Origin of the sequence: Ruegeria sp. ANG10 (genome assembly GCF_040705255.1) — a bacterium.
GTDB lineage: Bacteria > Pseudomonadota > Alphaproteobacteria > Rhodobacterales > Rhodobacteraceae > Ruegeria.
Map to the genome: position 1 here is coordinate 409,269 of NZ_JBFCVU010000001.1, position 24,683 is coordinate 433,951.

Annotated in this window: 25 protein-coding genes and 3 pseudogenes; 17 read left to right on the forward strand and 11 right to left on the reverse strand. The window is 56.4% G+C overall.

Annotation, left to right across the window (positions count from 1 at the left end):
- The first annotated feature begins 8 nt into the window (after positions 1–8).
- The 7 genes and pseudogenes from AB1A64_RS01920 to AB1A64_RS01950 form a co-directional block, all read left to right on the forward strand.
- The gene (locus tag AB1A64_RS01920) at positions 9–1,049 is read left to right on the forward strand and encodes an ABC transporter ATP-binding protein (RefSeq protein ID WP_366549854.1); all 1,041 of its coding nucleotides are present in this window, start codon (positions 9–11) and stop codon (positions 1,047–1,049) included.
- 12 nt (positions 1,050–1,061) lie between these two features.
- On the forward strand, positions 1,062–2,339 hold the full coding sequence (locus tag AB1A64_RS01925) for a trehalase family glycosidase (RefSeq protein ID WP_366549855.1): 1,278 nt from the start codon (positions 1,062–1,064) through the stop codon (positions 2,337–2,339).
- The gene (locus AB1A64_RS01930) at positions 2,336–3,022 is read left to right on the forward strand and encodes a D-lyxose/D-mannose family sugar isomerase (RefSeq protein ID WP_366549856.1); all 687 of its coding nucleotides are present in this window, start codon (positions 2,336–2,338) and stop codon (positions 3,020–3,022) included. Before AB1A64_RS01925 ends, AB1A64_RS01930 begins: the two co-directional genes overlap by 4 nt.
- Before the next feature lie 408 nt (positions 3,023–3,430).
- Positions 3,431–4,312, forward strand: coding sequence for a LysR substrate-binding domain-containing protein (locus tag AB1A64_RS01935; RefSeq protein ID WP_366549857.1), 882 nt, complete (start codon positions 3,431–3,433; stop codon positions 4,310–4,312).
- Positions 4,313–4,421: 109 nt separating this feature from the next.
- On the forward strand, positions 4,422–4,799 hold the full coding sequence (locus tag AB1A64_RS01940) for a hypothetical protein (RefSeq protein WP_366549858.1): 378 nt from the start codon (positions 4,422–4,424) through the stop codon (positions 4,797–4,799).
- Positions 4,800–4,921: 122 nt separating this feature from the next.
- Positions 4,922–5,851, forward strand: a complete 930-nt coding sequence (locus AB1A64_RS01945) for an alpha/beta fold hydrolase (RefSeq protein ID WP_366549859.1) — start codon at positions 4,922–4,924, stop codon at positions 5,849–5,851.
- A 294-nt stretch (positions 5,852–6,145) separates the two neighbouring features.
- Positions 6,146–6,253, forward strand: a pseudogene (locus AB1A64_RS01950) (IS110 family transposase); the annotation flags it as partial.
- Between the two features lie 168 nt (positions 6,254–6,421).
- Here the strand turns inward: AB1A64_RS01950 and AB1A64_RS01955 are convergent.
- The 4 genes from AB1A64_RS01955 to AB1A64_RS01970 all read right to left on the reverse strand — a co-directional run bounded on the left by AB1A64_RS01955 (position 6,422) and on the right by AB1A64_RS01970 (position 11,161).
- A complete protein-coding gene (locus AB1A64_RS01955; protein ID WP_366549860.1) occupies positions 6,422–8,221 on the reverse strand; it encodes an adenylate/guanylate cyclase domain-containing protein in 1,800 nt (599 codons plus the stop codon).
- 333 nt (positions 8,222–8,554) lie between these two features.
- Positions 8,555–9,463, reverse strand: a complete 909-nt coding sequence (locus AB1A64_RS01960) for a sigma-70 family RNA polymerase sigma factor (protein ID WP_366549861.1) — start codon at positions 9,461–9,463, stop codon at positions 8,555–8,557.
- Positions 9,460–9,921, reverse strand: coding sequence for a carboxymuconolactone decarboxylase family protein (locus tag AB1A64_RS01965; RefSeq protein WP_366549862.1), 462 nt, complete (start codon positions 9,919–9,921; stop codon positions 9,460–9,462). Before AB1A64_RS01965 ends, AB1A64_RS01960 begins: the two co-directional genes overlap by 4 nt.
- Before the next feature lie 331 nt (positions 9,922–10,252).
- Positions 10,253–11,161, reverse strand: coding sequence for a LysR family transcriptional regulator (locus tag AB1A64_RS01970; RefSeq protein WP_366549863.1), 909 nt, complete (start codon positions 11,159–11,161; stop codon positions 10,253–10,255).
- Positions 11,162–11,270: 109 nt separating this feature from the next.
- Between AB1A64_RS01970 and gstA the strand changes: the two genes are divergently transcribed.
- From gstA to AB1A64_RS01990, 4 genes are read left to right on the forward strand one after another with little or no spacing between them, the layout of a single operon-like run.
- Entirely contained in the window at positions 11,271–11,882 is a 612-nt protein-coding gene (gstA, locus tag AB1A64_RS01975; protein ID WP_366549864.1) for a glutathione transferase GstA, read from the forward strand.
- A complete protein-coding gene (locus tag AB1A64_RS01980) occupies positions 11,879–12,259 on the forward strand; it encodes a nuclear transport factor 2 family protein (RefSeq protein ID WP_366549865.1) in 381 nt (126 codons plus the stop codon). Before gstA ends, AB1A64_RS01980 begins: the two co-directional genes overlap by 4 nt.
- A gap of 3 nt (positions 12,260–12,262) precedes the next feature.
- Positions 12,263–12,484: a 4-oxalocrotonate tautomerase family protein gene (locus tag AB1A64_RS01985; RefSeq protein WP_170657467.1), complete on the forward strand. Its 222-nt coding sequence runs from the start codon at positions 12,263–12,265 to the stop codon at positions 12,482–12,484.
- Positions 12,481–13,440, forward strand: coding sequence for a nitronate monooxygenase (locus AB1A64_RS01990; protein ID WP_366549866.1), 960 nt, complete (start codon positions 12,481–12,483; stop codon positions 13,438–13,440). The genes AB1A64_RS01985 and AB1A64_RS01990 overlap by 4 nt, the downstream gene beginning before the upstream one ends.
- A gap of 260 nt (positions 13,441–13,700) precedes the next feature.
- Here the strand turns inward: AB1A64_RS01990 and AB1A64_RS01995 are convergent, their stop codons facing one another.
- From AB1A64_RS01995 to AB1A64_RS02005, 3 genes are read right to left on the reverse strand one after another with little or no spacing between them, the layout of a single operon-like run.
- Positions 13,701–14,189: a hypothetical protein gene (locus tag AB1A64_RS01995; protein WP_366549867.1), complete on the reverse strand. Its 489-nt coding sequence runs from the start codon at positions 14,187–14,189 to the stop codon at positions 13,701–13,703.
- Between the two features lie 54 nt (positions 14,190–14,243).
- Entirely contained in the window at positions 14,244–14,816 is a 573-nt protein-coding gene (locus AB1A64_RS02000) for a carbonic anhydrase (RefSeq protein ID WP_366549868.1), read from the reverse strand.
- A gap of 47 nt (positions 14,817–14,863) precedes the next feature.
- Complete coding sequence (locus tag AB1A64_RS02005; protein WP_366549869.1) at positions 14,864–15,970, reverse strand: NmrA family NAD(P)-binding protein; 1,107 nt, start codon at positions 15,968–15,970, stop codon at positions 14,864–14,866.
- 88 nt (positions 15,971–16,058) lie between these two features.
- On the opposite strand from AB1A64_RS02005, the gene AB1A64_RS02010 reads away from it, so the two are divergent.
- Positions 16,059–16,646 (forward strand): helix-turn-helix domain-containing protein, encoded by a 588-nt coding sequence (locus AB1A64_RS02010; RefSeq protein WP_366549870.1) that lies wholly within the window; start codon positions 16,059–16,061, stop codon positions 16,644–16,646.
- A 247-nt stretch (positions 16,647–16,893) separates the two neighbouring features.
- Here the strand turns inward: AB1A64_RS02010 and AB1A64_RS02015 are convergent, their stop codons facing one another.
- The gene (locus AB1A64_RS02015; RefSeq protein WP_366549871.1) at positions 16,894–17,793 is read right to left on the reverse strand and encodes a LysR family transcriptional regulator; all 900 of its coding nucleotides are present in this window, start codon (positions 17,791–17,793) and stop codon (positions 16,894–16,896) included.
- 96 nt (positions 17,794–17,889) lie between these two features.
- Between AB1A64_RS02015 and AB1A64_RS02020 the strand changes: the two genes are divergently transcribed.
- Positions 17,890–18,537, forward strand: coding sequence for a class I SAM-dependent methyltransferase (locus tag AB1A64_RS02020; protein ID WP_366549872.1), 648 nt, complete (start codon positions 17,890–17,892; stop codon positions 18,535–18,537).
- 66 nt (positions 18,538–18,603) lie between these two features.
- Positions 18,604–19,077 (forward strand): GNAT family N-acetyltransferase, encoded by a 474-nt coding sequence (locus AB1A64_RS02025; protein WP_366549873.1) that lies wholly within the window; start codon positions 18,604–18,606, stop codon positions 19,075–19,077.
- Here the strand turns inward: AB1A64_RS02025 and AB1A64_RS02030 are convergent.
- Positions 19,044–20,051 carry an AraC family transcriptional regulator gene (locus AB1A64_RS02030; protein WP_366549874.1) on the reverse strand — a complete coding sequence of 336 codons (1,008 nt, stop codon included), beginning with the start codon at positions 20,049–20,051 and terminating at the stop codon, positions 19,044–19,046. The genes AB1A64_RS02025 and AB1A64_RS02030 overlap by 34 nt on opposite strands.
- Before the next feature lie 137 nt (positions 20,052–20,188).
- Here AB1A64_RS02030 and AB1A64_RS02035 point away from each other — a divergent pair, with 137 nt between their 5' ends.
- Positions 20,189–21,016 carry an NmrA family NAD(P)-binding protein gene (locus AB1A64_RS02035; protein ID WP_366549875.1) on the forward strand — a complete coding sequence of 276 codons (828 nt, stop codon included), beginning with the start codon at positions 20,189–20,191 and terminating at the stop codon, positions 21,014–21,016.
- Positions 21,017–21,044: 28 nt separating this feature from the next.
- Complete coding sequence (locus AB1A64_RS02040) at positions 21,045–21,449, forward strand: DUF4345 domain-containing protein (RefSeq protein ID WP_366549876.1); 405 nt, start codon at positions 21,045–21,047, stop codon at positions 21,447–21,449.
- A gap of 146 nt (positions 21,450–21,595) precedes the next feature.
- On the opposite strand, the pseudogene AB1A64_RS02045 reads toward AB1A64_RS02040, so the two are convergent.
- A pseudogene (locus AB1A64_RS02045) lies at positions 21,596–22,208 on the reverse strand (tyrosine-type recombinase/integrase).
- 295 nt (positions 22,209–22,503) lie between these two features.
- A pseudogene (locus tag AB1A64_RS02050) lies at positions 22,504–23,428 on the reverse strand (nitronate monooxygenase).
- Between the two features lie 713 nt (positions 23,429–24,141).
- On the opposite strand from AB1A64_RS02050, the gene AB1A64_RS02055 reads away from it, so the two are divergent.
- Positions 24,142–24,522 (forward strand): hypothetical protein, encoded by a 381-nt coding sequence (locus AB1A64_RS02055; protein ID WP_366549877.1) that lies wholly within the window; start codon positions 24,142–24,144, stop codon positions 24,520–24,522.
- Positions 24,523–24,683: the final 161 nt, after the last annotated feature.

Consider the following 24,683-nt stretch of genomic DNA (forward strand, 5'->3'; position numbering starts at 1 on the left):
AAACTGTTATGGCTGAAATACAGATCAAGAATGTTGCCAAGAACTTTGGGTCTTACCAAGCTTTGCATGACATCAACCTGACCATTGCGGACCAGGAATTCATGGTCCTTCTGGGGGCTTCCGGCTGCGGTAAATCCACGCTTTTGCGCATCATCGCGGGGCTTGAGACCGCCACCACCGGCGAGGTTTGGATCGGTGGCCGTCGCGTGGATCACCTGTCGCCCAAAGATCGCGGTATCTCGATGGTGTTCCAGAACTATGCGGTGTTTCCGCACCTGACGGTGTTCGAGAACATCGGCTTTGGTTTGCGGATGCAGAAACTGCCCGATGATGAAGTCAAACGCCGGGTCGAGCGCACCGCCGGGTTGATGCATATCGAACAGCTCTTGAAGCGCTATTCGGGCGAGTTGTCCGGCGGCCAACGCCAGCGGGTTGCTGTCGCCCGCGCGCTGGCGATGGAGCCGGATGTGATCCTGATGGACGAGCCGTTGTCAAACCTTGACGCACTGTTGCGGATGGAGATGCGCGCTGAACTGAAGGGCGTTCTGGCCGAAAGCAAGACCACCGCCATCTATGTGACCCACGATCAGGTCGAGGCCATGTCAATGGCTGACCGGATTAGTGTCATGCACCAGGGCAAAATTGTTCAGGCAGCTTCGCCCATCGAGGTGTACCGAGATCCAGCGGCCGAGTTCGTGGCCAGTTTCATCGGCAACCCGCCAATGAATTTCCTCCCCGCTGAAGCCGCGGGCTCCGGTCGCTGGACCGTTGCCGGTCAGAGCTTTGAGGGCCCGGCAAACGGAAAGGATCTAAAGTGGGCTATCCGTCCAGAAGACCTGCGCATTGCCGATCAGGGTTTTGGTGCACGAGCGAAGGTTGTTGAGCCCTTAGGTGCACATCTGCTCGTAACCTGTGACGTAGAGGGTCACCAGTTCCGCGCGGTATTGGACAGTGAGCTTAGCGTTAAGCCTGGTGACGTACTTACCCTGGCGCCGCAAGAGGGCCGGGGGCGTTGGTTCGACTCCGAAACCACTCTGTCTGTTGCGTAAAGGAGAAGCGCGATGAGTCAAGCGCTGATCGATCAAGCTCGCAAGGTCATGGAAGGCAATGACCTTGGCAACTATACCGTGCCCACCCATGGCCTCTATCCATTCCAGTGGAACTGGGACAGCGCATTGTCTGCGCTTGGATTTTCACATTTTGACATGGACCGGGCCTGGGTCGAGATTGAGACACTTATGGCCCATCAATGGGACGACGGTATGGTGCCCCATATCATTTTCCACGAACCCGATGACGGGTATTTTCCCGGACCTGACGTCTGGCAAACCGGACGAGCCGTGCCCACGACCGGCATCACCCAACCTGCAGTCGTGGGCTTTGCCTTGCGCAAGCTCTACGACCGCGCCGAAGACAAAGCCGCCGCAAGAAAGCGGCTGGCCAAGCATTTGCCCAAAGTCCACGCTTGGCATCAGTGGTTCTACCGCGACCGCGATCCCAAAAACACGGGCCTGGTGGCAATCATTCATCCATGGGAATCTGGTCGAGACAACTCAGTGGACTGGGACGAAGGCTTGGATGATGTGCCGATTGAGGGAATCGCGCCTTTCACGCGACGTGACACGACACATGCTAACCCCGATCACCGCCCTTCCGACGAGCAATACAAATGTTATATCTGGCTGCTTGAACATTTCCGTGAGCTTGGCTGGGACAACGCGAAACTTCACGATGCCTCACCCTTCCGACTGGTTGATCCGGGCTTTAACGCCATTCTGATACGGTCCTGCGACGATGTTGCCGACTTGGCCGAACTCCTGGACGATAGCTCAATGGCCTCAGAGGCCCGCGCGATGGCCACGAAGGGTCGGTCGGCATTGGAAAGCCTCTGGAACCCGACGCTTGGGCAATACACCTGTTACAACCGCGCTGCTGGGCATCTGCAGGACACGCCCACGATTGGCGGGCTGCTCGCCGCAATTGCCGATGTCCCTCTGGGCCGTGTTGAAGAGCTGGCACGAAGGATCGCTTTGCTGGCCGAGCGTTGCGGCTATCTGGTGCCCAGTCACGACCCGGCGGATAACGCTTTTGACAGTCTGCGCTATTGGCGTGGACCGACATGGTTGATCGTGAACTATTTAATTGCCGAAGGTCTAAGCCGGTCTGGGCAGGAGGGAATGGCACAACGTATCCTCGCCGACAGCCTGAACCTTATTCAGAAAAGTGGCTTTGCGGAATATTATGACCCGATCAGCGGCGAACCTTGTGGGGGCGGCAGCTTTACCTGGACCGCAGCCATGGTAATCGAAATCCTCAAGACCAAAAGAGTGCCGGCGTGAAACGCTCCCGTATCAATGACATCATGACCCAAGCAGATGAGATGATCCGCTCTCACGGTTTCACGTTGCCGCCCTTTGCCTATTGGACGCCCGAGGAGTTTAAAGCCCGTGAAAGTGATGCCCGTCACGTGATTGACGCAAGGTGCGGTTGGGACATCACCGATTACGGTGGCGGTGATTTTGACAAGATAGGCTTGTTCCTCTTTACCCTGCGCAACGGGTTGCAGAGTGATTTGGCCAAGGGCGGCGGCATGTGCTACGCAGAAAAGCTGTTGATTTCAAGGCAAGACCAGCTATCGCCCATGCACACTCATGTTTTGAAGGCGGAAGATATCATCAACCGCGGCGGTGCTACTCTGGTGGTCGAGCTTTTCGGCTCAGACGACGCAGGTGGATTTGCAGAGGATCGCGGTGGTGTGGTTTGGCTGGATGGCATCCGACACAGCTTCAACCCGGGTGAGAAACTGCGCCTGACCCCGGGGGATAGCGTAACCCTGCGCCCCGGTGATTGGCACGCATTCTGGGGCGAAGGAGGGGATGTGTTGATTGGTGAGGTCTCAACGGTCAATGATGACGAGACCGACAATATTTTTCGCGACCCAATTGGCCGATTTGCCGAAGTTCAGGAGGATGTTGATCCGACGCATCTGTTGGTCAGCGACTATTCCAAATGGCTGGGCTGATCGATAGAACACGTGAAGGAACCGCAGGGATTTAGACACGAACTTAGCTTTTTCTACCAGCGTTTGGTCCGTCATCCTTCGCTGAATAATTTGGCAATGTCGTGTGGACTCCATCCGGATGTTCCCTGCAATGTGCTTCAAGGCCTGAAGTCTACCCAAGGCGGGTTTGTGCTCGACACCGCGCATCGGCGGCGTTGTTGCGCAGACTATGCGTTCGAGCGACCCGCGCCGTTGCTCATGCAGCAAACGGCCGCAATGTGGGCTGTGACTGCAGAATGGCGGCACCGTGTCGAGTGACCGCTTTGGGCCGACAGCGACAGCAGCTAAGTACCACCGGGGTTGCGGACTTAGCCATAACGCGCTGTACTACTTTAAGGTACTCTCGCTGAGAAATACGAGGCCAACTGTTTGCGCTCAAGCCCGAACCTTCCTCCGCTTTTATCGCTTCGTGCTTTTTCAGCTGTTGCGAGGCTCTTAAGTTTTCGAAAGGCCGCGGATGAATTGCTGATATCGCAAAGCACGGTCAGCCATCACATTCGGCAGCTTGAAACGATGCTCGGAACGCCGCTTTTCGTACGGCATGCCCGCAGCATCTCTTTGACACCAGAAGGGGAGCGTTATCTCGTTGAAATCAATGCCGCATTCCGTACGATCACGGATGCGACCGCAGAGCTTCGGGCCGAGGCTGGGCGAGAGACGCTCCGCGTAACGGCGCTGCCTTCCTTCTGCTCAATGTGGCTCATGTCGCGTCTTGCCTCTTTTTCGGATGTGCATCCAGGGATTGACATTGAACTGGACCCCACACTCGAGATTGTCAGCTTTGCTCGCGACGAGGCTGATCTGGGCGTGAGGTTCGGAATCGGCCCTTGGAAGGGTGTGGATGCCCGGCTGCTGCATGTCGAAAAAATTGCCCCCATTGCACATTCTGGGCGAACCCTTCCGCTCACAGACCTGTCTGACGAACAACTTCTCATGAGCCGCAAGGAGCAGGAATGGCAGTCTTGGGCGGAGTCGCGCGGAATTGATATAGCAGGCGCGAAACGGATGCCGCTCAACGACTATAATGTGGTGATCCAAGCCGCGATCGACGGCGGAGGTGTAGCGATCGGTCGTCAGTTACTCGTTGAAACACTCGTGCGTGAAGGTCGGCTCACTTGGCTCGCAGAACCCGAGACAGTAGACGAAGGTCTCGGCTATTGGCTGGTAAGCGCAGAAGGACGCCCTTTCACCCGAGCAATGTCGCTATTCGCTGAATGGCTTACCGTGGCTCTTGCGGAAACAGGTTTTTGAGCCTTACCACCAAGCGATCTATTTAATCGATCGCTTAATCGCCTCCTTCGAATTGGTAAGAGATCAAGCGCCAAATTACGTTCCTCCTTGTAACCGAAAGGAGGACTCCATGACTAAAGCGCGACCCGAAAACTTCCCAACGCACGGCCAAAAGGACCTGTTTTCAGATCTCGTCGATCACGGGCCTGCGGCAGACAAGTTTGACGCGCTTGTCGAACTCGGCCTGCTTCAACGCATCGTCGTTGCCGGCTTCCACGTACTGACAACTCGTAAGACGCGACAGGCACTGGAAGGTCTTGAACGCGTTCGTTTGCGCGACATCGGCCTGGAACCGAGCGATATTGATCGCACTGTCCGAGATACCGCTGACCAGGCGGCCGAAGAATTCGCGCGCCGGTTACACGGTCGCTGGCATACCGCCGTTCAAAGCGCTGGAAGCCTCAACGCAGAGATCAACTGCCTTGCGTGCGCCGGAAGGAGGCAGTGATGAGACTACGCGACCCTTCCACTAACAAGAGCCAGGTCACACGCCGCATAATGCTGCAGTTGACCGTGGCTGGCGCGTTCAGCGCGGGCCTGCGACCATCCCCGAGCTTTGGAGAACCCGACATGACCCACCCGACACCTACCGTACCGGCCAATGCCACATTTGACGGCACCTGGCCTTTTCCCGCACGCTACACCGACGCGCCCGGTTACGCCGCCCACTACGTTGATGTCGGCGAGGGGCCCGAGACTCTGCTTCTGCTGCATGGCGAGCCCACCTGGAGCTATCTTTTCCGGCACCAGATCGCCACGTGGTCGCGCCATCATCGGGTCGTGGCGGTTGACCATATGGGCTTTGGCAAGAGCGCAACGCCAGGCGACCGGACCTACTGGCTGCAGGACCATATCGACAATCTGGAAGCGGTCGCTCTTGCCCTCGACTTGCGCGACGTGACCCTTGTGATGCATGACTTCGGCGGACCAGCGGGTATGGGGTTCGCCATCCGCCATCCGGACCGGATAAAGCGGATTGTCTCCGTCAACGGGCCAACGCCGTTCGGCCAAGCCGATCTCATTGACCGGCTGGTTGCGAATGCTGGCGAGGCCCCCTGGTTTCAGTGGATCCTGAAAGCGCACGATGACGGCACTCTGGAACCGCTTCTGGGCCAGCTTGATTACACGATCCTGTCAACAATGAAGCTGAATGGTTTCGAAGACGCCTCAATCGTTACGGACGCTTGGCTCAAAGCCTATCGGGCGCCATTCCCAACACCGGCAGAAGCTGCCGGCGCAATTGGATGGGCCAAGGGGTTTGCGACCGGGGCGCACAAGTTCGAAGAACCGGACGCGGCGGCCCGACAGGCGATCAGAGCGAAACCAGCACTCGCGATCTGGGGTGCGGAAGATCGCACGCTGCATGCAAAGCACTTTCTTCCACTGTTCAAGGCGGTGTTTCCGAACGGTAGAATTCAGCGCCTGCCGGGTGCCGGCCATTACAGCCCTGAAGACGCCCCGCATGAAGTGACGGATCTCGTGCTCTCTTTCATCGGCTAATCGAGATCTTCGGTTACTCCGCTTCGATTGAGTAGCTGCGGACTACGACTATTGAATGACGGGGCAGATTTCCATGAATACCGAGAAAACCGTTATACGATACAAGTTACTGAATACTCCTGTAGGCTTTGAGATGAATTAGTCTCTGCGCTGAAGACAAGGAAAAGCAGCATCGCCCCGATGAGCTGTCATAGAAATCAAAAATGCTGCGCCCTTCACGAATGGCTGCTCTTGGGAAGCCAGCAAGTGAATTCTGGAAGATGGCGAATGTCGGCTTTGGGCCGCTCCGTAAATCAGGGTAACCTGCAAACCGTTTCGGAGAAGAGCCAGAAACAGCTCGATCTTCAAGCATTGCACCGGGTCAGATCACGTTTGGTGTCTCGCCGGACTGCAACGATTAATTAGATCCGCGCTTTTCTGTTCGAGCAGGGCATCCCAGTGCGCAAGGGTCTACCCGTTGAGAATGAACTACCGCACGTTACTGTTGGCAGGTTAGTTTTCGCGGGGAAATTCCGGGACCCCTGCGGCTTTCGCCGCTTCATACATCCTCGTTCTATTTTCCTCGGATTTCTAGGTTTCAAGATACCGCCATTCCGTTAGATTGAAATCCGGATTAGTTTCCAAATATTGCTCCACGAGCGCAGCGGCTTCTTCTGGCCTGTCAAGCAGCGAATAGGCCGCCGCCAAAAAAATTTGAACCTGCCCCCTCGGCTTATTAGATGTTTTCGTCCAAAGGCGCACGACCTCTTCGTAGTTTCGGTTCATGAATTGCGCCAGAGCCAGAAACGAGACATCCCGATATGTCTCCACGGGACTAAGACGTTTGGCGATCAACAGATAGTCCACGGCACTTGCAGCATCACCCGCAAACTGGAGATAGAAACCCATGAAGAGGTTAGCCTCGTAGCCGTTAGGTTCGAGGATAAGTGCCTGATAAACAGCTTCGACGGCTGCATCTGCGTCGCCGCTGGCGACATACACGCCTCCCAGAGCAATGTGCCCCCACGCAAAATCCCTGTCGAGTTCAATTGCCTTTCTGGCAATTTCTAGTGCCTGTGAAAGGTGGGTTGATGGCGTGTCAGTGTATTGAAAACGCACCTGCACCGAGAGGTTGAAGGCGAGCCCGGCGTAACCACCTGCAAAATTTGGGTCCAGCTCGATCACCTGCTCAAAGAGTTCCTCGCCGCGCAGGATATTATCCTTGCTTGGCACATCGACAGTGCGGCGCGCCTGCAAGAAAACATCGTAGGCGCCGATGTTCGTTGTGTACTTCTGGTACAGCCTCTCGTTCTCGTTGGCTTTCAGCGTTACCGACAGGGCTCTTGCCACCTGCCGCGCGACCTCGGACTGAACCGCAAACACGTCTATGACGTCGAGATCATAGCGCTCGGCCCAAAGGTGCTCTTCGGTGGCTGCGTCTATGAGCTGTGTTGTGATCCGAATCTTCTCTATGGTCCGCCTGACGCTGCCCTGCAGCACATAGCGCACACCCAGATCCGCGGCGACCTGACGAGCATTCATCGCCTGTCCTTTATAGGTGAAAGCCGAATTCGGTGCGATTACGAAAAGCCCGGAAATTTTTGACAGATCGGTAATGATGTCCTCTGTAACACCGTCGGAGAAATACTCCTGCTCCGCGTCAGCAGACAGATTGTCAGACGGAAGGACAGCGATTGATGGTTTGTCGGACAACGCCAACATTGCGTCGGCTGGATCGGTCGGCCCGGCTTGATGCCACCACAATAGACTACCGCCAATGAGTAGACCGATAATTGCAAGGGCGGCTGACACGCGCCAAAGCAACTTTCGACTAGGACGGCTGATTGCTGCCGGTGGGCTACCGTCTAAAAGCACCTTGAACACCCAAACAGGCCGAGAGATGTTTTTGACCTCGACCTCGCCCAGGTCCTGCAGAGGATAATCAAACTTGTCGCGCAGCTGATCGCGAGCCGCTCGCGAAATACAGACTCCACCTGGATCGGCCAAACCCTCCAGTCGTGCCGCGACGTTCACACCGTCGCCGAAGACGTCGTCATCTTGCGCGATCACGTCCCCGAGATTGATGCCAATTCGAAACAGAATTTGCTTGTCCCCGGGCATTTCGGCGTTTCGGGCTCGCATGCCCTCCTGAACCGCCACTGCGCACCGCGCCGCATCCACGACACTCGCGAACTCGACCAATAGTCCATCACCGGTGGTCTTTACCAGCCGACCTCGATGCTCGGCGATGCATGGGCCGATGAGGTCTTTGTGATGGGCGGTCATCGCAGCGAGTGTGCCTTCCTCGTCCTCGCCCATCAACTTGGAGTATCCCTCTACGTCAGCAGCGAGAATGGCGGCAAGGTGGCGTTTGGGCTTTGCGTCGGTCATTCGTGAGGTTCAATTCCCCCGAGCATCCTGGTGAAAGTGTAAAGCAAACGCCGTAGAATTTACATCGGGCTGCAAAATCCCTGTCGAGCGTCATCCGAATGCCATGACGAACGACGATACTTCTGAAAGTGGCGCACCCTTCCAGTAACCAGAATGGCAGGTTTCGGGATTAACCGAGAAGATCGAACCTTTGGCTCAACGGCAGCATTGTCCGCTGAACTGTGAGTTCGGTCATCGCCTGATTTTGCGCCTGCAGCGAATGTCGGAAAAGTGGGTGCGGCTGCAGCATCTTGAGGGTGGGCCGAAGGTCTGGAAAGGGCCGATATTGTCAGCTCAGTCAGATGGACCGAGATTGATGGGCATGTGTTCGTCGAAAGAGAGATGACGAGTCTTTTCCGGATTGCGCACCACGTAAACAGCTGTAATCACGCCGCATTTGATCTCCAACGATGTTGTTTGCAAAATACCGTCAGTTTCGTGGCTGAGGATCGATGGCAGATTGTTCAGGTGGCAGAATTGCCATTGCTGGACAGATTGATCAGAGTATTTACGCGCCAATCCAGACAATAGCCGCATCACCTTGTCTCGGCCCAAAATCGGATTGAGTGTCGCCAGCACTTTGCCGCCGCCGTCCGAAACAAATCTTACGTCTTGCGCAAGCAATTTGGTAAGAACGTCGGTGTCGCCGCTTTTAGCGGCCATGAAAAATGCCTTGGCGATGGCTTCACCTTGTTGCGGCTCAACCTGCGTTCGAGGTTTATTGCGCTGCACATGTTTCCGAGCTCGGCTGACAAGCTGGCGGCAGGATTCAGGTGTGCGTTCCAGTGCCTTTGCCAACTCGTCATATGATTGCTCGAACACATCGTGGAGTAGAAAGGCTGCCCGCTCGAGAGGTGTTAGCCGCTCCAGCGCCAGCAGGAGTGCCACCGAGACGTCCCGATCCAGTCGCTCGGTGGCACCATCTGTGACCAGTGGTTCGGGCAACCATTCACCGGGATATGCTTCGCGCCGAGTATGCGCGGCCCGCATATGATCGAGACATAACCGTGTGACCGTTCGGATTAGAAACCCCGTCGTGTCCCTCACACTGACATGATCAACCTTCTGCCAACGCAAAAATGCGTCCTGTACTACATCCTCTGCGTCACTAACGGTGCCCAGCATTCGATAGGCGACCGCAAACAAGCGCGGTCGCAGATCGACAAAAGTCTGGTCGTTGACGAGTGAAGTCACATGACTCATGCGGCCGAGGCCTCCTTGGCGGTAGGATGTGGCGTTGCAAAGCCAATAGCAATGCGGTTCCAGGCATTGATCGTTGTCACCACCAACGTCAGGGCGATCTTTTCCTGATCTGAAAACTGAGCGGCAATCTCTTTATAGATGTGATCCGGTGCACCATTCTGCTCGATGCGGGTCAGCGTTTCGGCCCAGGCAAGAGCGGCGCGTTCACGCTCGGAATAAAGAGACGACTCTCGCCAGGCATTCAACAAGTGAAGCCTGTCTTCACTTTCACCCTGCGCACGCGCGTCATGGGTGTGCATGTGGATGCAGAATGCGCAACCGTTGATCTGCGACACACGCAATTTTACCAGTTCGATGAGACTGTGCTCCAGGCCCGATGATTTGAGGCATTCCTCCATATCGAGCATTGGCTGCATCAGTTGCGGGGAAACGGCAAAATGGTTGAGACGGGATTTCATGTGGCGCTCCTGTTTTAGCGGTGTACAGAAACAGGACGCAGCAAGCTTGGGGTTTGTGACATGGGTGAGCAACAAATCTGGTTTTGTTGCGTAAGAAGGTCAGTTGAATCTCAATCGAGCTGCGCAATGTTCTTCAGCATTTCGCGAATGTTTTGCTCAAGTGGTAACGCAGGCCGACTGGACCATCCAATAAAACCTGAGGGCTTCTGTCATTGAATGTAGATATTCGAAGGGCGGCCTTATTGCGCTTCCGGCCTCTGGCGCGCACGTAACTTTGCACCCGCCGCGATTTTGCCTCAATATGAAAACGGATCACCAAAGTTGCAGAGGATCAACTGTCCTCGGAAACTCTTGCTTCAGGCCGACTTGGCAGCCCGATTTTGTTCCAAAGCTCATCGGCAACAACGCCTATTGCCTGGTCCCTGCGCCTCATCTTGAAGATCATGGTCCGGCGCAATGGGAACCCTTCCAGGTTCAGGGAAAGCAATATCCCCGACCGCCGGTCCTCCTCCGTCATATGATCTGGCAAGCCGCCCCAGCCAAGGCCGGCGAGGATCACTTTTCTCTTGGCCGTGAGATCGGAGACGGTCCATTTCAAGCCCCCTGGCAGCAGATCACGGCTCTGTTCATGCGCGGTGCCGCCTGTGCCCGCCGTAATCACCTGCACATGGCTTTGCATCTCAGTTGTCGATATTGCGCGGGAACCGGTCGGCAGATTCAGATCGGGGCTGGCCACTGGCCGGATTGTCACCTCCGCAACCGGCTCTGCCTCCACGTCGTCCAGAGGCACCCCGTCAAGCGACGCAAGCGCGATATCCGCTTTACCCTCCATTAGCCGCGCGATCGGGCCGCCCATCATCTCCATACGCAGCCGAAGATGAGTTGCGGGATGACGCCGACCGGTGTCGGCAAGCGCTGGCAGAAACGTATCCAGATCCATAGTGGCACTGACCGCAATATTCAGTTCTGGTTCTTCTCGGGCGCGCAACCGAGCGGCGGTGGTTCTGAGCCCTTGCATCTGCCGCAACACCCGAGAGGCTTCTCGATAGAAGATCTCACCGGCCGGTGTGAGCGAGGGCCGGTAGGCTTCGCGGCTGAACAGTTCCAGCTCCAGCTCCTCTTCCAATTGGCGGATAGTGTGGCTTATGGCGGATTGTGATTTGTGCAGTCGCTCAGCTGCACCGCGAAAGGTACCGGTTGAGACAATTGCCTCAATGGCAATGAGTTGGTCGTGTTTCATGGACTCTCAACATGATCTGCTTTTTCAATCATAATAGTGAAAAGACAATATTATCAATAAATCATATTGCCGGGTAGTCAGATGGCATCGCTCAACACAGGAGACTGTCATGAAACTCTACTACAAGCCCGGCGCGTGCCCGCTGGCCAGCCACATCGCCCTGCATGAAACCGGCCGTCCGTTTGAAATCGAGGCCGTGGACACTGCGGCAGGCCAAACTGAAAGCGGTGCTGACTATCATACGATCAACCCTAAAGGATACGTTCCGGCTCTGGGTTTGGACGACGGTAGTGTCCTCACCGAAGGAGCGGCTGTTCTTCAGTATATCGCGGACAGCCATCCCGAAGCGGCTCTGGCGCCGGTAGCCGGCACCTTGGCCCGAGCCCGGATGCAGGAACAGCTCAACTGGATTGGGACCGAGTTGCACAAGGCCTTCGGCCCGTTGTTCCGCGAGGGCACGTCCGAGGCCGACAAAGACGCGGCGCGCACCGCTGTTGCGGGCAAGTTCGATCTGATCGAAGTGCAGCTGCAGGATGGCCGGGAGTGGCTGGTTTCGAACCAGTTCTCGGTAGCTGACGCATACCTATTCGTGGTAGCGAACTGGGCGAATTTCACCGGCATCGACCTGTCTCGTTGGCCCCGGCTGGCGGCGTTTGTAAGCCGCAGTGCTGCCCGTCCATCTGCTCGGGCCGCGATGCGCGCCGAGGGGTTGATCCAATGACGCCCGCCGACCACAAAAAGGTCGGCGAACTGATGGAGGTCTATTTCGAGGGCCTCCATCAAGCCGACAGCACGATGCTGCGCAGAGTGTTTCATCCGCAGCTGGCCTACGTCTGTGCCACAGAAGGCGATGAACTGAATCTGGATCTCGCGACCTACATGGGCCGCGTGGACGGGCGTGAACCACCAGCCAGGCGCGGTGACCCGCGCGAGGAGGAGGTTCTGGAAATCGCATTTGCCAGCGACAGGTTGGCCCGTGTCAGCGCCCGGATGACTATGATGGGGCGAGACTTCCATGACCTGCTTACCCTTGTTCGCTACGGCACAGAATGGCGCATCGTAGCAAAAGTGTTTTCCTATGTTCCGCGAAAGGCCTGACCTATGCCATATGTGAATATCAAAGTGACCCGCGAAGGCGGCCCTGACGGCACCGGCCCGAGTGCAGATCAAAAAGCGCAGCTGATTGTGGGGGTTACGGACCTTCTGCACAACGTTCTGGGCAAGAACCCGGCCACGACCTTTGTGGTGATAAACGAAATTCCGCTGGAAGATTGGGGCGTTGGCGGTCTGCCAGTGCAAGAGTACCGGAAACAGACGCTATGAAGACGCGGCTGACTGAGGCGTTGGGGATCACCTGTCCGGTGATCCAGGCGCCGATGGCATTTGCTGCAGGCGGCGCGCTCGCCAGCGCCGTCTCCAGCGCAGGCGGTCTGGGCCTGATTGGGGGCGCCTACGGTGATGCCGCCTGGATCGGCCAACAGTTCGATATCGCTGCAGATGCCCGCGTGGGCTGTGGGCTGATTACTTGGAAGCTCGCGGAGCGGCCGCATCTGCTTGACAGGGTGCTGGCGCGTGATCCCGCTGCACTGTTCCTGTCCTTTGGCAATCCGGCACCATTCGCTCCAGCGATCACGGAAGCCGGTGTGCCGCTGATTTGCCAGGTCCAGACCCTGCGCGATGCGCGGCAGGCACTGGACTGCGGCGCGGACATCATTGTCGCCCAAGGTGCGGACGCCGGCGGCCATGGCGAGGCACGCGGGACCTTTGCCCTGGTTCCCGAGATCGCTGATGAGATTGCGCGCCAAAACAGCGAGGTGCTGCTCTGCGCTGCTGGCGGTATCACGGACGGGCGTGGCCTGGCAGCGGCCCTAATGCTTGGGGCGGACGGGGTGGTGATCGGTACGCGGTTTTGGGCCTCACACGAGGCGCTGGTACATCCGCGTATACTTGATCGCGCGATGGCCGCGACAGGTGACGACACGATCCGCACGCGTGTGGTGGACGTGATCCGTGGTTACGACTGGCCCGGCCGGTACAATGGCCGCGTTCTGCGCAATCCGTTCATTCAGAAATGGCACGGCTCAGAAGACGCCTTGAAGCTGGAAGCGGGCGTTGTAGCGGCAAATTGGGCAGCAGCTCAGGAAGCCGGAGATATTGATGTTGCAACCGCCTTTGCAGGCGAGGGCATCGGTCTGATCAGCTCTGCGGCACCTGCCGGCGATATTCTTGCGAGGCTCATGGCGGGCGCGCAGCGGTGTCTGGCAGGGGCGGCTGCATAGCGCGGTGATCCGGGAAGAGCCAGAAACACTTGAGTTGGAGTAGGCGGTAGCACGGTTGCTGCCGCCTATCCCTTTGGGGCGGGAAAAAGGAACTCTCACTGTGCTGAACCTGCTGTGACACCTGTTTACGCGGTTGCAGCGAACGTCGTCTTTGAAGGGCCACGTCGAGGCATCTATTATGATGAGAATGGTTCGGTCAGGGCCGTGAGACCCAGTAGGTAGGCATTGGCGCTGCCTGCCCTGCAAGGATACGTGACTATTCACGCCGATGCGATTTGGGGCCTATCTGCCTTCAGCAGTCGCGCAAAGATCATCACGTGCGTTACCAAGAGTACCGGCACAAAGAATGTTGGTATGAACCATGTGGGTCCAAAGTAGGCAATCGCCTCGGCTTGGCGCAAGGCGTTCACCAGATCGACAGTACCAAGGAGGTTGAAACCCCATACCAACGGAAAGGCGGCCACTGATCTCCATCGCAAAGCGATAAGCGCGACGATTGCCAGAAACGCCGAGAGCAAATCGCCATAGCTGGCGCTGGTTGCAAACGCCTCGGGCAACCCTCCGTTGTTGAGATTTGGTACCAAGAAGCTCATTCCAATGTGTCGGAAAGCATGCGGCAGCAGCAGGATTGAGAGCGCCGCCGCCGCCGACAGCCGTGCAAGCCAGGGTGCAACGTACCACGCCGCGATCAGAGCAAAGACAAAGAGACTCATCGCGAATTGAAGAAGGAATATTACTGTGGGGGTCATCTGATCGATCCTTTCGATATGCGTCTGTTTACGTGAGATGTGGGTGGCAGGCCTTCATCCTCGAGCCGCAGTTTGCGATTCGCTCGCCTCGGCCCGGATGGTCCCCAGTGAAGCGGACGGAGCGATCTTATGGGCTGTTCCAGTAGCGACATCGTAAAGCAAGGCCGAGACGATTATTGCGTCCGGCACCTCCTGTGCCGCCGCTAAGCGATTGATATCTGTTGAAAGGTCGCTTACCTGATCCGTGATCGCGTATTCGGATACGTCGATCCCGAGCTTTTTCTGCAGCGCGTCCTGAAGGTCCGGATTGGACAGCCGCTCGGCTCCACATTGTGTGTGCTGCATAAGGATGACGTTGAACCCCTGTTCGCGGCCCTCCGTCATAGCGCTCATTAGAAAGGCGAGGGTGGCGATTTCTTCGATTGCGGCGCGTGTAACCCGTCCGCCATTGTTTCGGATCACAACCGCGTCGCCTAGCTCAAGTCCGAAGATGCGCGCGGGATCGACCCGGGCGTCGCCGCAGGTCAGAACAACCGTTCGCAACTTTGGCAGGATCGGTAGGTCAGCACTGTCAAAGCCCGCCGCGAATTCTTGGTTTCGAGAGATGAGTTCGTTTTGAACGTTCATTCGGAGGTCCTTTCGTCTGCAGGCTCAATCCTTCGTAGTACGCAATATCAAGCGACACGTATCGAAGCGGTCTTACTGGCGGTGGGTTGGTGCTTTTCCGACCAAGCCGCATCGTCCTGGCAGTACGAAGGGGACGAAAGCCGCACGTAATCGCGTTGCGCCTGGGCACGGTCGAGGTCGAAGGGGCGCATAGTGAGAATCTTCAGGAAGTTGCCGATCGCATTGAGGCTGCCGGACATGCTGCGCACCAGATCGGGTTGTTCAGCGACCTTGCGCCGTACGATGCTTTCAAAGGCTTCAGGTGCGTGCCCGCTGACTTGGAACACATCCTCGGTCGGGGCGTTTACCGCGAAGGTACCTCGCCTGTACTCTTCTAAATAAATCGCTAGCTGGGTGACAGCCGCTTCCGAATAGTTTGCAGGGCGCAGGGCTTTCAGGGCCTTGACCATCATCCGTTCGGAAATGTCGACATAGCGTACCCGCCGCCCCAGCGCGCGGCCCATTGCGTCGGCGATCTCGATGGGTGACAGCAGCATTGGACCTGTTGGGCGGTAGGTCTTTCCCGCATGGTGTGCCGGATCCGTCAAGGCACCGACCGCCACACGGGCAATGTCTTCGTTCGAGGGGGCCGCATTCTTCTTCACGCCGCCGTCGCCAAGAGGCATTGTGAACTGCCCAAGATGGGCCGCCATACCCAGTACCATTAGGTAGTTTTCAGCAAACCAGCCGACATTCACTGTAGTCACAGACATTTCGGGGCGCATGCCGATCAGGATGTCGCTCAGGTAGACTTCGCGTGTAAACAGTGATGGGTGCTCTACGCTTGAAAGCCATTGGCTTAGCGTAACAACGTGCTCAATCTTAGCTTCGTAAGCCGCAACAGTGAAGATCGCATTGAAGTGCAGACCATTGGGTGCCGTTGGTGCGCATTGATAAGCCCGCTGCACGCCTTTCAAGGCATTGCGCATGTCACTCAGGGAATACTGGTCACCCACGAATAATTCGGCACCCGCACGCTCAAGTAGGTCAGAGCGATAATCTCTCTGCCGTATGAACGCGCGGACAGGATAAGCCTTAGCTCTGAGCTGAAGCGCGACTTGGAGCCCGGTTTTACCGCTTGCGCTTGTGACGAGAATCCTAGGCTTGGCAGGCATAGGCACGCTCCTTTTAGATGATACTTGCAATCTATAATATAGATGATAGACATAATCTTAATTGTCAACCCCACCAGGGAGCGCGAGTATGCCAAGAATGTCGGAAGCGGAAAAACAACGCAGTCACAGTAGGATACTGGATGCTGCAGCGCAGTTGTTCCGCGAACGCGGTGTCGAAGCGACCAGCGTCGCGGACGTCATGAAGACAGCCGGAATGACACATGGCGGTTTCTACCGACACTTCGATTCGAAAGAGGATTTGACCGCGGCATCCTTCCGGCACGCAGTCGACGATGTGGTTGCCGACATGGAGCGCGAAGAAACCAGCGAAGGGCGAAAGAAGAAGCGCCAAGACTACATAGCCAAGTATCTTTCCCAAGCTCACGCTCAAGATAGTAGGAACGGATGCCCCTTGGCGGCGATGGGAACAGAGCTTGCTCGCACAACGGGCGCGCCCCATCAGGCGGGCGCACAGGCGTTAGATCGCATGGCGGCCCTTTTGCAGGACACGTCGGAAATCCGTTCGGGTCAGGGCCTGGCCGCGATGGCGCTCTTGATGGGCACGATTACCTTGGCTCGTCTGACGGAATCCGAAGAAAAGGCAGACCGAGCGCTGGAGGCAGGGCGCACAGCCATAGGTTTGCTTCAGGATTATTGGCCGAAAGAAAGGTCCTAACTAAGGTTCTGACTGCGGCAGAGTATTCCGAGAATTTGCCGTCACCCGCTATTCGACAATACTGCAAGGTGCACGAACGGCAGCAATGCGCAGGCTGCTCTGCGGCTTCGAGTGGTGAGGCCAACGGCTGGTTAGGACCGTCTGCGTGATCAGATGGCAGCGGGGCAGGGGTTTCTGCTGCAACGGCACCGAGCTCAGAAATGAGCCCGAAGCAGACTCCAGTTCGTGACATCAGACGACCTTAGGTTCAGAGAATTGTTCTCGTGCCGAGATGGTCTGCAAGCTGATCGAATACCAACCTGATCCTTCGCGCTGTTTGTAACTCAGAGTGAGTGGCCAACCAGATAGGAAACTTGAATGGCTCGCGTTTGGGCAGAACACGCTCCACACCGGGTGTCAGGGCCGCCACATCGTCTGACATAACACTAATGCCGAAGCCTTGGCGCACAAGCTCCCATGACACTATCCCGCTCTGCGATCCAACGCGGAAATTCTTGCGGGTTACTTCGATGCCAGCCGGATTGAGAAATCCAATCATCGTGTCAATGTCGCCAAAACCGACGAAATCCAACTTGGCAAGTTCGTCTTCATTTCTTGGTCGTCCAACGCGTTCGAGGTACGAAGGGGCAGCGTAAAAATGTGCCGTCGCTTCTGCCACCAGCTTTGCAATCAGGTCGGGCTGTGTTGGGCGTACATGCCGAATGGCGATATCTGCCTCGCGCCGCTGTATGTCCCGTATGTCATTTGCTGCGACTACGTCGATCTCAAGCCGCGGTGCCGCGAGCCTGATTTGCTTAAGAATGGGCGGCAGCTGATAAGCTGACATCACGTCGGAGGCAGTGATCCTGACTTGCCCTTCAATGGCTTGCGACTGGCTTGTCGCGGTCAGAGAAATCCTGTTCGCAACATTTGCCATTTCACTGACATGCACCAACAGCTCAGCACCAGCGGTTGTCAGATTAAGCGACTTGCCAACCCTTTCAAACAAGGTGACGCCGAGCGCCTGTTCCAGCGCGGCGACTTGCCGACCGACGGTTGGCTGGGTCTGCCCAAGCACGCGCGCCGCCGCGGAAAACGAACCTTCTTCTGCCGTTGCAAGAAAGGACCGAGCCTGGTTCCAATCGAAATTGATAGCGTTCCAATTCATGCATTAATGCATAACAGTTCTGCAATATCTGGCAATTCTATAAAATCGTGTTTTAATTTACTGGCTGCTGTGAAAAGTTTGAAAGAGAGATTAAAGATGGCTGCATTGTCCAATGATGCCGAGTTCTGGAGCAAGATTTCGCGCAAATATGCGGCTGATCCTATCCGGAACATGGAAGGGTATCTGAACACGCTCGAACGTTCAAAGTCCTACCTGCAAGCCGAAGACAGTGTGTTGGAAATCGGTTGTGGGACGGGGTCAACCGCGTTGCTACTGGCACCGCATGTGGCTCAAGTCACTGCCTCCGATCTCGCACCGGGGATGATCGAAATCGCAAACGAGAAACTCGCTGAAGAAGAGCTGGAGAATGTCACTTTCAAAGTGGCCGAGGTTCTGCAGCACGATCCTGACGACGGTTCTTACGACGCTGTCCTCGCACATAATCTACTGCACCTTGTACCCGATATGGGCCATGCACTCGAACACATTGCGACCCTTACAAAACCCGGTGGGGTATTCATTTCCAAGACCGTCTGCGCTCCAGAGAGTGGAGGGTTCAAATATGGCATAATCAGCCGAATAGCGATCCCGATTATGCAGGTGCTCGGGAAAGCTCCGTTCGTAAATTTTGTATCCATAGCTGAACTCCAGCACGCCATTGAACTTGCGGGCTTCGATATCGTCGAGACAGCGGATCAAGCCGGGTTATTGCCGAGCCGGTACATTGTCGCGAGAAAGCTGTGAAACAGTATTCGCGCCATAATTACTTTGCATGCAAGGGGCAGCTCGGGCCATCAAATGAGTATAATGATGAAAAATGGGATTTCATTTGCGCGCCTTTCGGAAATCGATCCGAATGACATTTCGGTTCATATGTCCGACCCCCGGGTAGCAGAGCATTTGCCGCTTTTGACTTTCAAATGGAATGTTGAGGTCGCAAGAGAATTTATCGCCAAAAAGGAAGGCTACTGGGCGCGGGACGGTCTTGGACATTGGGCGTTTTTGTCTGGCGGTCGGTATGTTGGTTGGGGGGGCTTTCAAAAAGAAGGTGACGAGTGGGATTTTGGGTTGGTTTTGCGGCCCGACGCCTTTGGCCTTGGGAAACGGATTTCCAAAATGGCAATCGACTTTGCGATCGCTGACAAACGTATCCCCTTTGTCACGTTTCTGCTGCCACCAAGTAGAAAAAACCTGGGTGCACTCCGGAAACTCGGTGCCAAACACATCGGCGAGATCGAATACGAAGATGCTCAGTTTCTCAAGTTTCGCCTGGATACGGAGTGAACTCCGTTCTTCCTGATTTTTCCCGGTGGTGCGCCAAATACCCGTTTGAAGGCTTTGTTGAACGCAGGCTCTGACAAGTATCCGATGTCAGCGGCAATCTGCGAGATAGGTTGATCGGTGGACACCAACCTTTCGCTGGCCAGGTGCATACGCCACGTTGCAAGATACTGGATTGCTGGAACGCCTACCAACTCAGTAAACCGCGCCGCGAACGCGGATCTGGACATACCAGCAACCTCCGCGAGAGACTCGACTGTCCAAGCCACAGCAGGCGTACGGTGAATGGCGACTATCGTGCGCCCGATCTGCGGGTCTCGCGCCGCTTTCAGCCAGCCGCGATTTGCGTCTGGTGCGCTGTTCAACCAACGACGAATGGCCTCGATGACAACGACATCTGCCAGGCGCGTAATCACGGTTTCGCCACCCGGTCTCAATTCCCGCGCCTCTTTTGCGATGAATTGCAAAGTTGCCTGTAGCCAGCTTCCGGCATCCTCTTCCCACGGGTCGATTTTGAGCACATCCGGAAGCAAGCCCATCAACATACCACTGGCGGCGTGATCGATCCGGACGAGGCCGTACATGATGCCCGTCTCCGCTCCACCACCACCGTATTCCAGTGTTTCATAGAGCTCGGTCACCTTGCGAATGGGCAACTCTTCCAGCGTCAAAAGCGGCGTGTCTTCTGAGCTGAAAAAACCGATGGGCGCACCGTTGGTCGTCAAGACCAGGTCGCCTTTTTCGACCTCAAAGGGGTCATCTTGTCCGACCTTCATGAAGCAACGCCCGTGCGTAATGACCGCAAAGCTCAGTATGTCGGGAAAGCTTGGTATGGACACGCCCCAAGGAGCGGACATGCGCGACTGGCAGTAGAATGTGCCGGTGAGCTTCAGAAGATGAAGGATTTCCCCCAGCGGATCGCCAATCGGCTGCGCCAGCGCATCGGGGTCGGGGACATGAGGGTCAAACTGGTTCATGTCATGAGATTGGCCTAAATTCACCTGTTCGTCTATTAATTCTGGACGATTAGATAAGAATTCTGGATATTAAAGAATAGAACATCTCTTTTGTTTGCTTAATTTCGGGTCATCAACTGAACTCATGGAGATGACCAATGACACAGCAATCCATTCTCGTACTTGGCGCAACAGGCAAAACCGGATCGCGGATCGCGACACGTCTGGAAGAAAAAGGGCGGACAGTCCGGCGCGGATCGCGGAACAGTGAAACGCCATTTGACTGGGAACAACCGCAGACCTGGCCCGCAATCCTGGAAGGCGTTTCGGCTGCCTATATTTCTTACTTTCCTGACATCGCATTTCCGGGCGCGGTCGAGCAGGTCGAAGCCTTCACAACATTGGCTCGTGAAAAGGGATTACAGCGTCTTGTGCTGCTGACCGGGCGTGGCGAGTTTCATGCGGAACGAGCGGAAGCAGTCGTACGCAATTCCGGAGTTCCGTTCACTATCGTTCGTGCAGCATGGTTTGCACAAAACTTCTCTGAAGGGGCATTGCTTGGTCCGGTGAAGGCAGGTGTCTTGCCGATGCCCGCCGGCGATGTACGCGAACCGATCATCGACGTGGACGACATCGCCGATGTTGCCGTAGCTGCTTTGACAGAAGAAGGACACGACGGTGAACTGTACGAGGTGACGGGACCACGTCTCATGACGTTTGAAGACATGGCTGCAGAGCTTTCGCGCGCCATGGGCAGGACTGTGCAATACCTGCCAATTTCATTCGAAGACTTCCACGCGGAAATCGCGCACGCGAATGGCGAGATGATTGCTGATGTGATCACGGACATCGCGCGTGAAACGCTGGACGGGCGCAATGCGAACCTCGCGGACGGTGTCCAGCGTGCGCTTGGACGTGCGCCACGCGACTTCGCCGACTTCGCAAACAAGGCTGCAATGTCTGGTGCGTGGACCAGAGCCGCTTGAGCCAGGCCAAAGGACATTGGAGACAATCATGAAACTTGAACTTAAATCCAGACTTATCTTGGGCATGTCCGGTTTAACGGCATTCGCCATAGGTCTGGCCATCACACTGGACCCACAGTCTTTCTACGCCAACTACGGCATCGTACTCTCGCCGCAGCCAAACCTGATGAGCGAGTTGCGCGCACCTGCTGCCAATCTCGCGGTTCTTGGCCTGATCATCTTGTGCGGTGCATGTTACCAAAAGTTGGTCCAGACCTCAGCCTTGCTTGGAGGCACGGTATTTTCTGCTTTTGCCCTCGGTAGGACAATTAGTTTCGTCCTTGATGGCTTGCCATCCGACGGCATTCTTGCCGCATTTGCGATAGAGGTTTTTCTTGCTTTACTTTGCATGTGGGTTGTCGGTGGAAATGCGAAATCTGCAGCGTCGGCCTGAGGCGGCTTTGTCCGCATTTCGCGAATTCTGGCAGCCTTTGGATATTGCGCTCGCAGCGAACGGCAGGTTCGAGGGGCCGCGCCGCAGTATGGAGACTATGAGGTGGAGGTCCGGAAAGGGCCGCCCGCGAGAGCGACCCGTGAGCGTTAAATCTCAATGGCTTCGGCGATGGCCAAGGCACCCTCAAGTTCGACGCCGAGATACCGGGCTGTACTGTCCATCTTAGTATGGCCAAGAAGAAGCTGATCAGCGCGTAGGTTTCCGGTCTTCTTGTAGATCTGAGTGACCTTGGTTCTCCTCATTGAATGGGTTCCGTAAGCGCTTGCTTCGAGGCCGATCGACGTGACCCATTCACGGACAATCCAAGCGTATTGGCGTGTCGAGATGTGCAGACGTTCCGGAAATCGGCCCGACCATCAGCTCGTCTTCCATCCACTTCTCAACAGAGGCCCGTGTGCCTTCGGATATCTCAAAGCGCACAGGTTTCTGCGTCTTGCTTTGAAGGACCGAAGCCCGTTCCTTAATCTGACCCGATGACATGACATCGGCGACCTTCATCTTCGCCAGATCGCAGCCGCCGAGCTTACTGTCGATTGCCAAGTTGAAGAGCGCAAGATCGCGATGGTTTTCGGCAAGCTCGAGGCGAACTCGGATTGCCCAGACATGCTTTGGTTTCAGCGGTCGCTTCTGGCTGACGATGCGTCCTTTGTTCCAGGCTGGGCGAAAAGCACGAATGGCAGGTAAGTTTGGGGCTTCCATGGCTGACCCTCCAATCCGCCATGCCCAACCACTACAACAACCCGACATTGACCGGAAAAGTTTTATCACAGCATGCTGCGCTGCTTCCGAGGTCCGCGATGAGCCCAAAGCGGCTGATGCTGCGTCTCGCACAATAGTCGGCTTTACCTCAATGCGGAGTACATGACAAAACCAGAGCCGGTTGTAGCGCGGAGTCGTTGACTGGGTGTTCCATGATGGGTTTCATGAACTTTTGGGGCTGTCGCAGCTCGCCGCAATGATGTCTGCAGGGAGTGTAAGATCTCGACGGGCAAGCTTAACCGATCTGTTCGGCGGCCACCTGCAAGTATTCTTCCGCATCCGCGCAAATGCGCGCCATAAATGCCGCCGCTGTTTCTTCCTCGCGCACAAACCCTGCGGCTTCGCTGTAGAGATAGGGCGTTTCTCCGGCGGGTGGTTCGACAAAGGCCGCGCTGTCTTCTGCGATTGCCGCCTGTAACGCGTCTTCACGGCCGTGCCAGCGTGCCACCGTGGGGGTGCGGGCCGTTCGGTTGGCGATGACCTCGGGCCACGGATGCCCGCCCTGCGTCCCATGACTGATGATGTCTGTGACGCGGCTTCTGATCGTGTTCAGCCCGTCGGTAGCTAGGATTGCCGCACGCTCTTCTTTGCTGATCTCGCGGCACTCGGTGACTGCGCGGAAGCCTGTGCCGATCCATGCCCCATCCGCCCCCGCTGCCAATACAGCGGCGAGGGTGGGACCGTCGGCGATACCGCCCGCAGCAATCAACGGTGTGTCGGGGAAGGCGTCGAGCGCTCGGGCAAGTGACGGCAGCAGGCAGGCTTTGGTCGCCTGAGTGTCCGCCTGCCTCGCACCCCTGAATGGCAATCACGTCAGCCCCTTCTTCCACGGCGATACGCGCCAACTCGAAACTATGAACTTGGCAGATCGCGATGCGCCCGGCCGCCTTGATCTTCCCCAGCCAAGGTCGAGGATCGGCGAAAGACAGGGTCACGACTTGCACTCCGGCTTCGATGACCGTGTCAAGCAGCCGGGCCTGGTCCTGGAGGTAGGGTGTGATGAACCCGACACCAAAGGCCCGGTCGGTCACCGCGCGGGCACGCTCGATGTTGTCGTGCAAATACCCGTTCGCATCGCCTGAGAAAATCGCGCCGAAGGTACCGAGACCGCCTGCCGCTGATACTGCTCCCGCGAGATCGCCACCGCTGTCTTCTGACATTGGAGCCGAGACAATTGGATATTTGCATCCTGTCAGGTCTGTCAGCCGCGTTTTCAATATGGGCCCTCCGCCGTACCGCGGTTAGTTGCTATGACAATAAGCTTAGCGCAACCGCTCGGCAAACCTAAAAGCCGAACTCTGCAACCTATACTACAGCTAGCTCGATTGCCCGACCTCATCCGATACTTTATGGCCTCTCCGAAGGCGTCCGGCCTTAGCAATTCCTCAAAAAAACAGACATTGCGGTTCTCGTAACGAACGACAGATTCGTCCGCCTCGCGACTTTCGGCAAGTGTTGAGCTTGCGGGCGCAACGAATGGCAGGTTCGACGAACCGCGCCACAGCATAATCCAGCCTTGGCCAACGGCTGGACTGGGCCGGCCTCGCCACCAGGGCCTGAAGGACGCTCACATGGTAGCCGCAGCGGGAAGAATGGCTGGTTTGAGCCCTTTCTGTTCGATGCTGCACTTGGCCCAGATGTCGGCTGTTTGCGCAGTGTTGATTTCCACCTATTCAGTTTCGCGGACGGCTGTAGCGAATCCAATGTTCACCTGACTGAGGCCGCCGTACTACGGACGATGCCGCAAACGGGCGTCAACTTGATGGCATTTCTCAAAACCTTGACGTGCCAGCGCAATAAATTTGAACCACAGATTGCCAGATTGGTTCCACACACAGCGCATCAACAGCGCAAAACCGAAAGGGACCAAGAAATGAAAAAGACACTGATTACATCCATCACCGCGTTCGCCATTGTTTTGAGCGCTGGAATGGCCGTGGCCGGTCCGTTGCGTGACCACGGCCACGGCGGTTTTACATCTGATGCGCGGTCGTCAGTTTCGCAAGCATTCGACCACACTTACAGAAAGGCCACTGACCTCCAGAGCAGTACACGGACTGACTGCGGTTTCGATGCGTTGGCGAAGTACGATCTGGGTCAATCCAACCTCTCCTCGACTCGGCAGCAGAGCACATATGGCACGAGCTGGAACTCGGAACTACCCAGTGTATCAGTCATCACGGGATCGAATGGTTCAACTTCTGAATTCACAATCATTCCAGTAGGGCCTCCTTGGTGGCACCACGGCAGGTGACAACCTGACAGATCAGGCAACCTGGATTTACGACCGGTAGCCTTAAGTTGATCCAGACAAGTTTTCCCAGAGAACCGCTATGCGCCGCCAATCGACACCGGGCCCTGGCAGCTAACACCAGGGTCCCGGCTGGACGGGCCTCTCTGTGAGATCGGATCAGC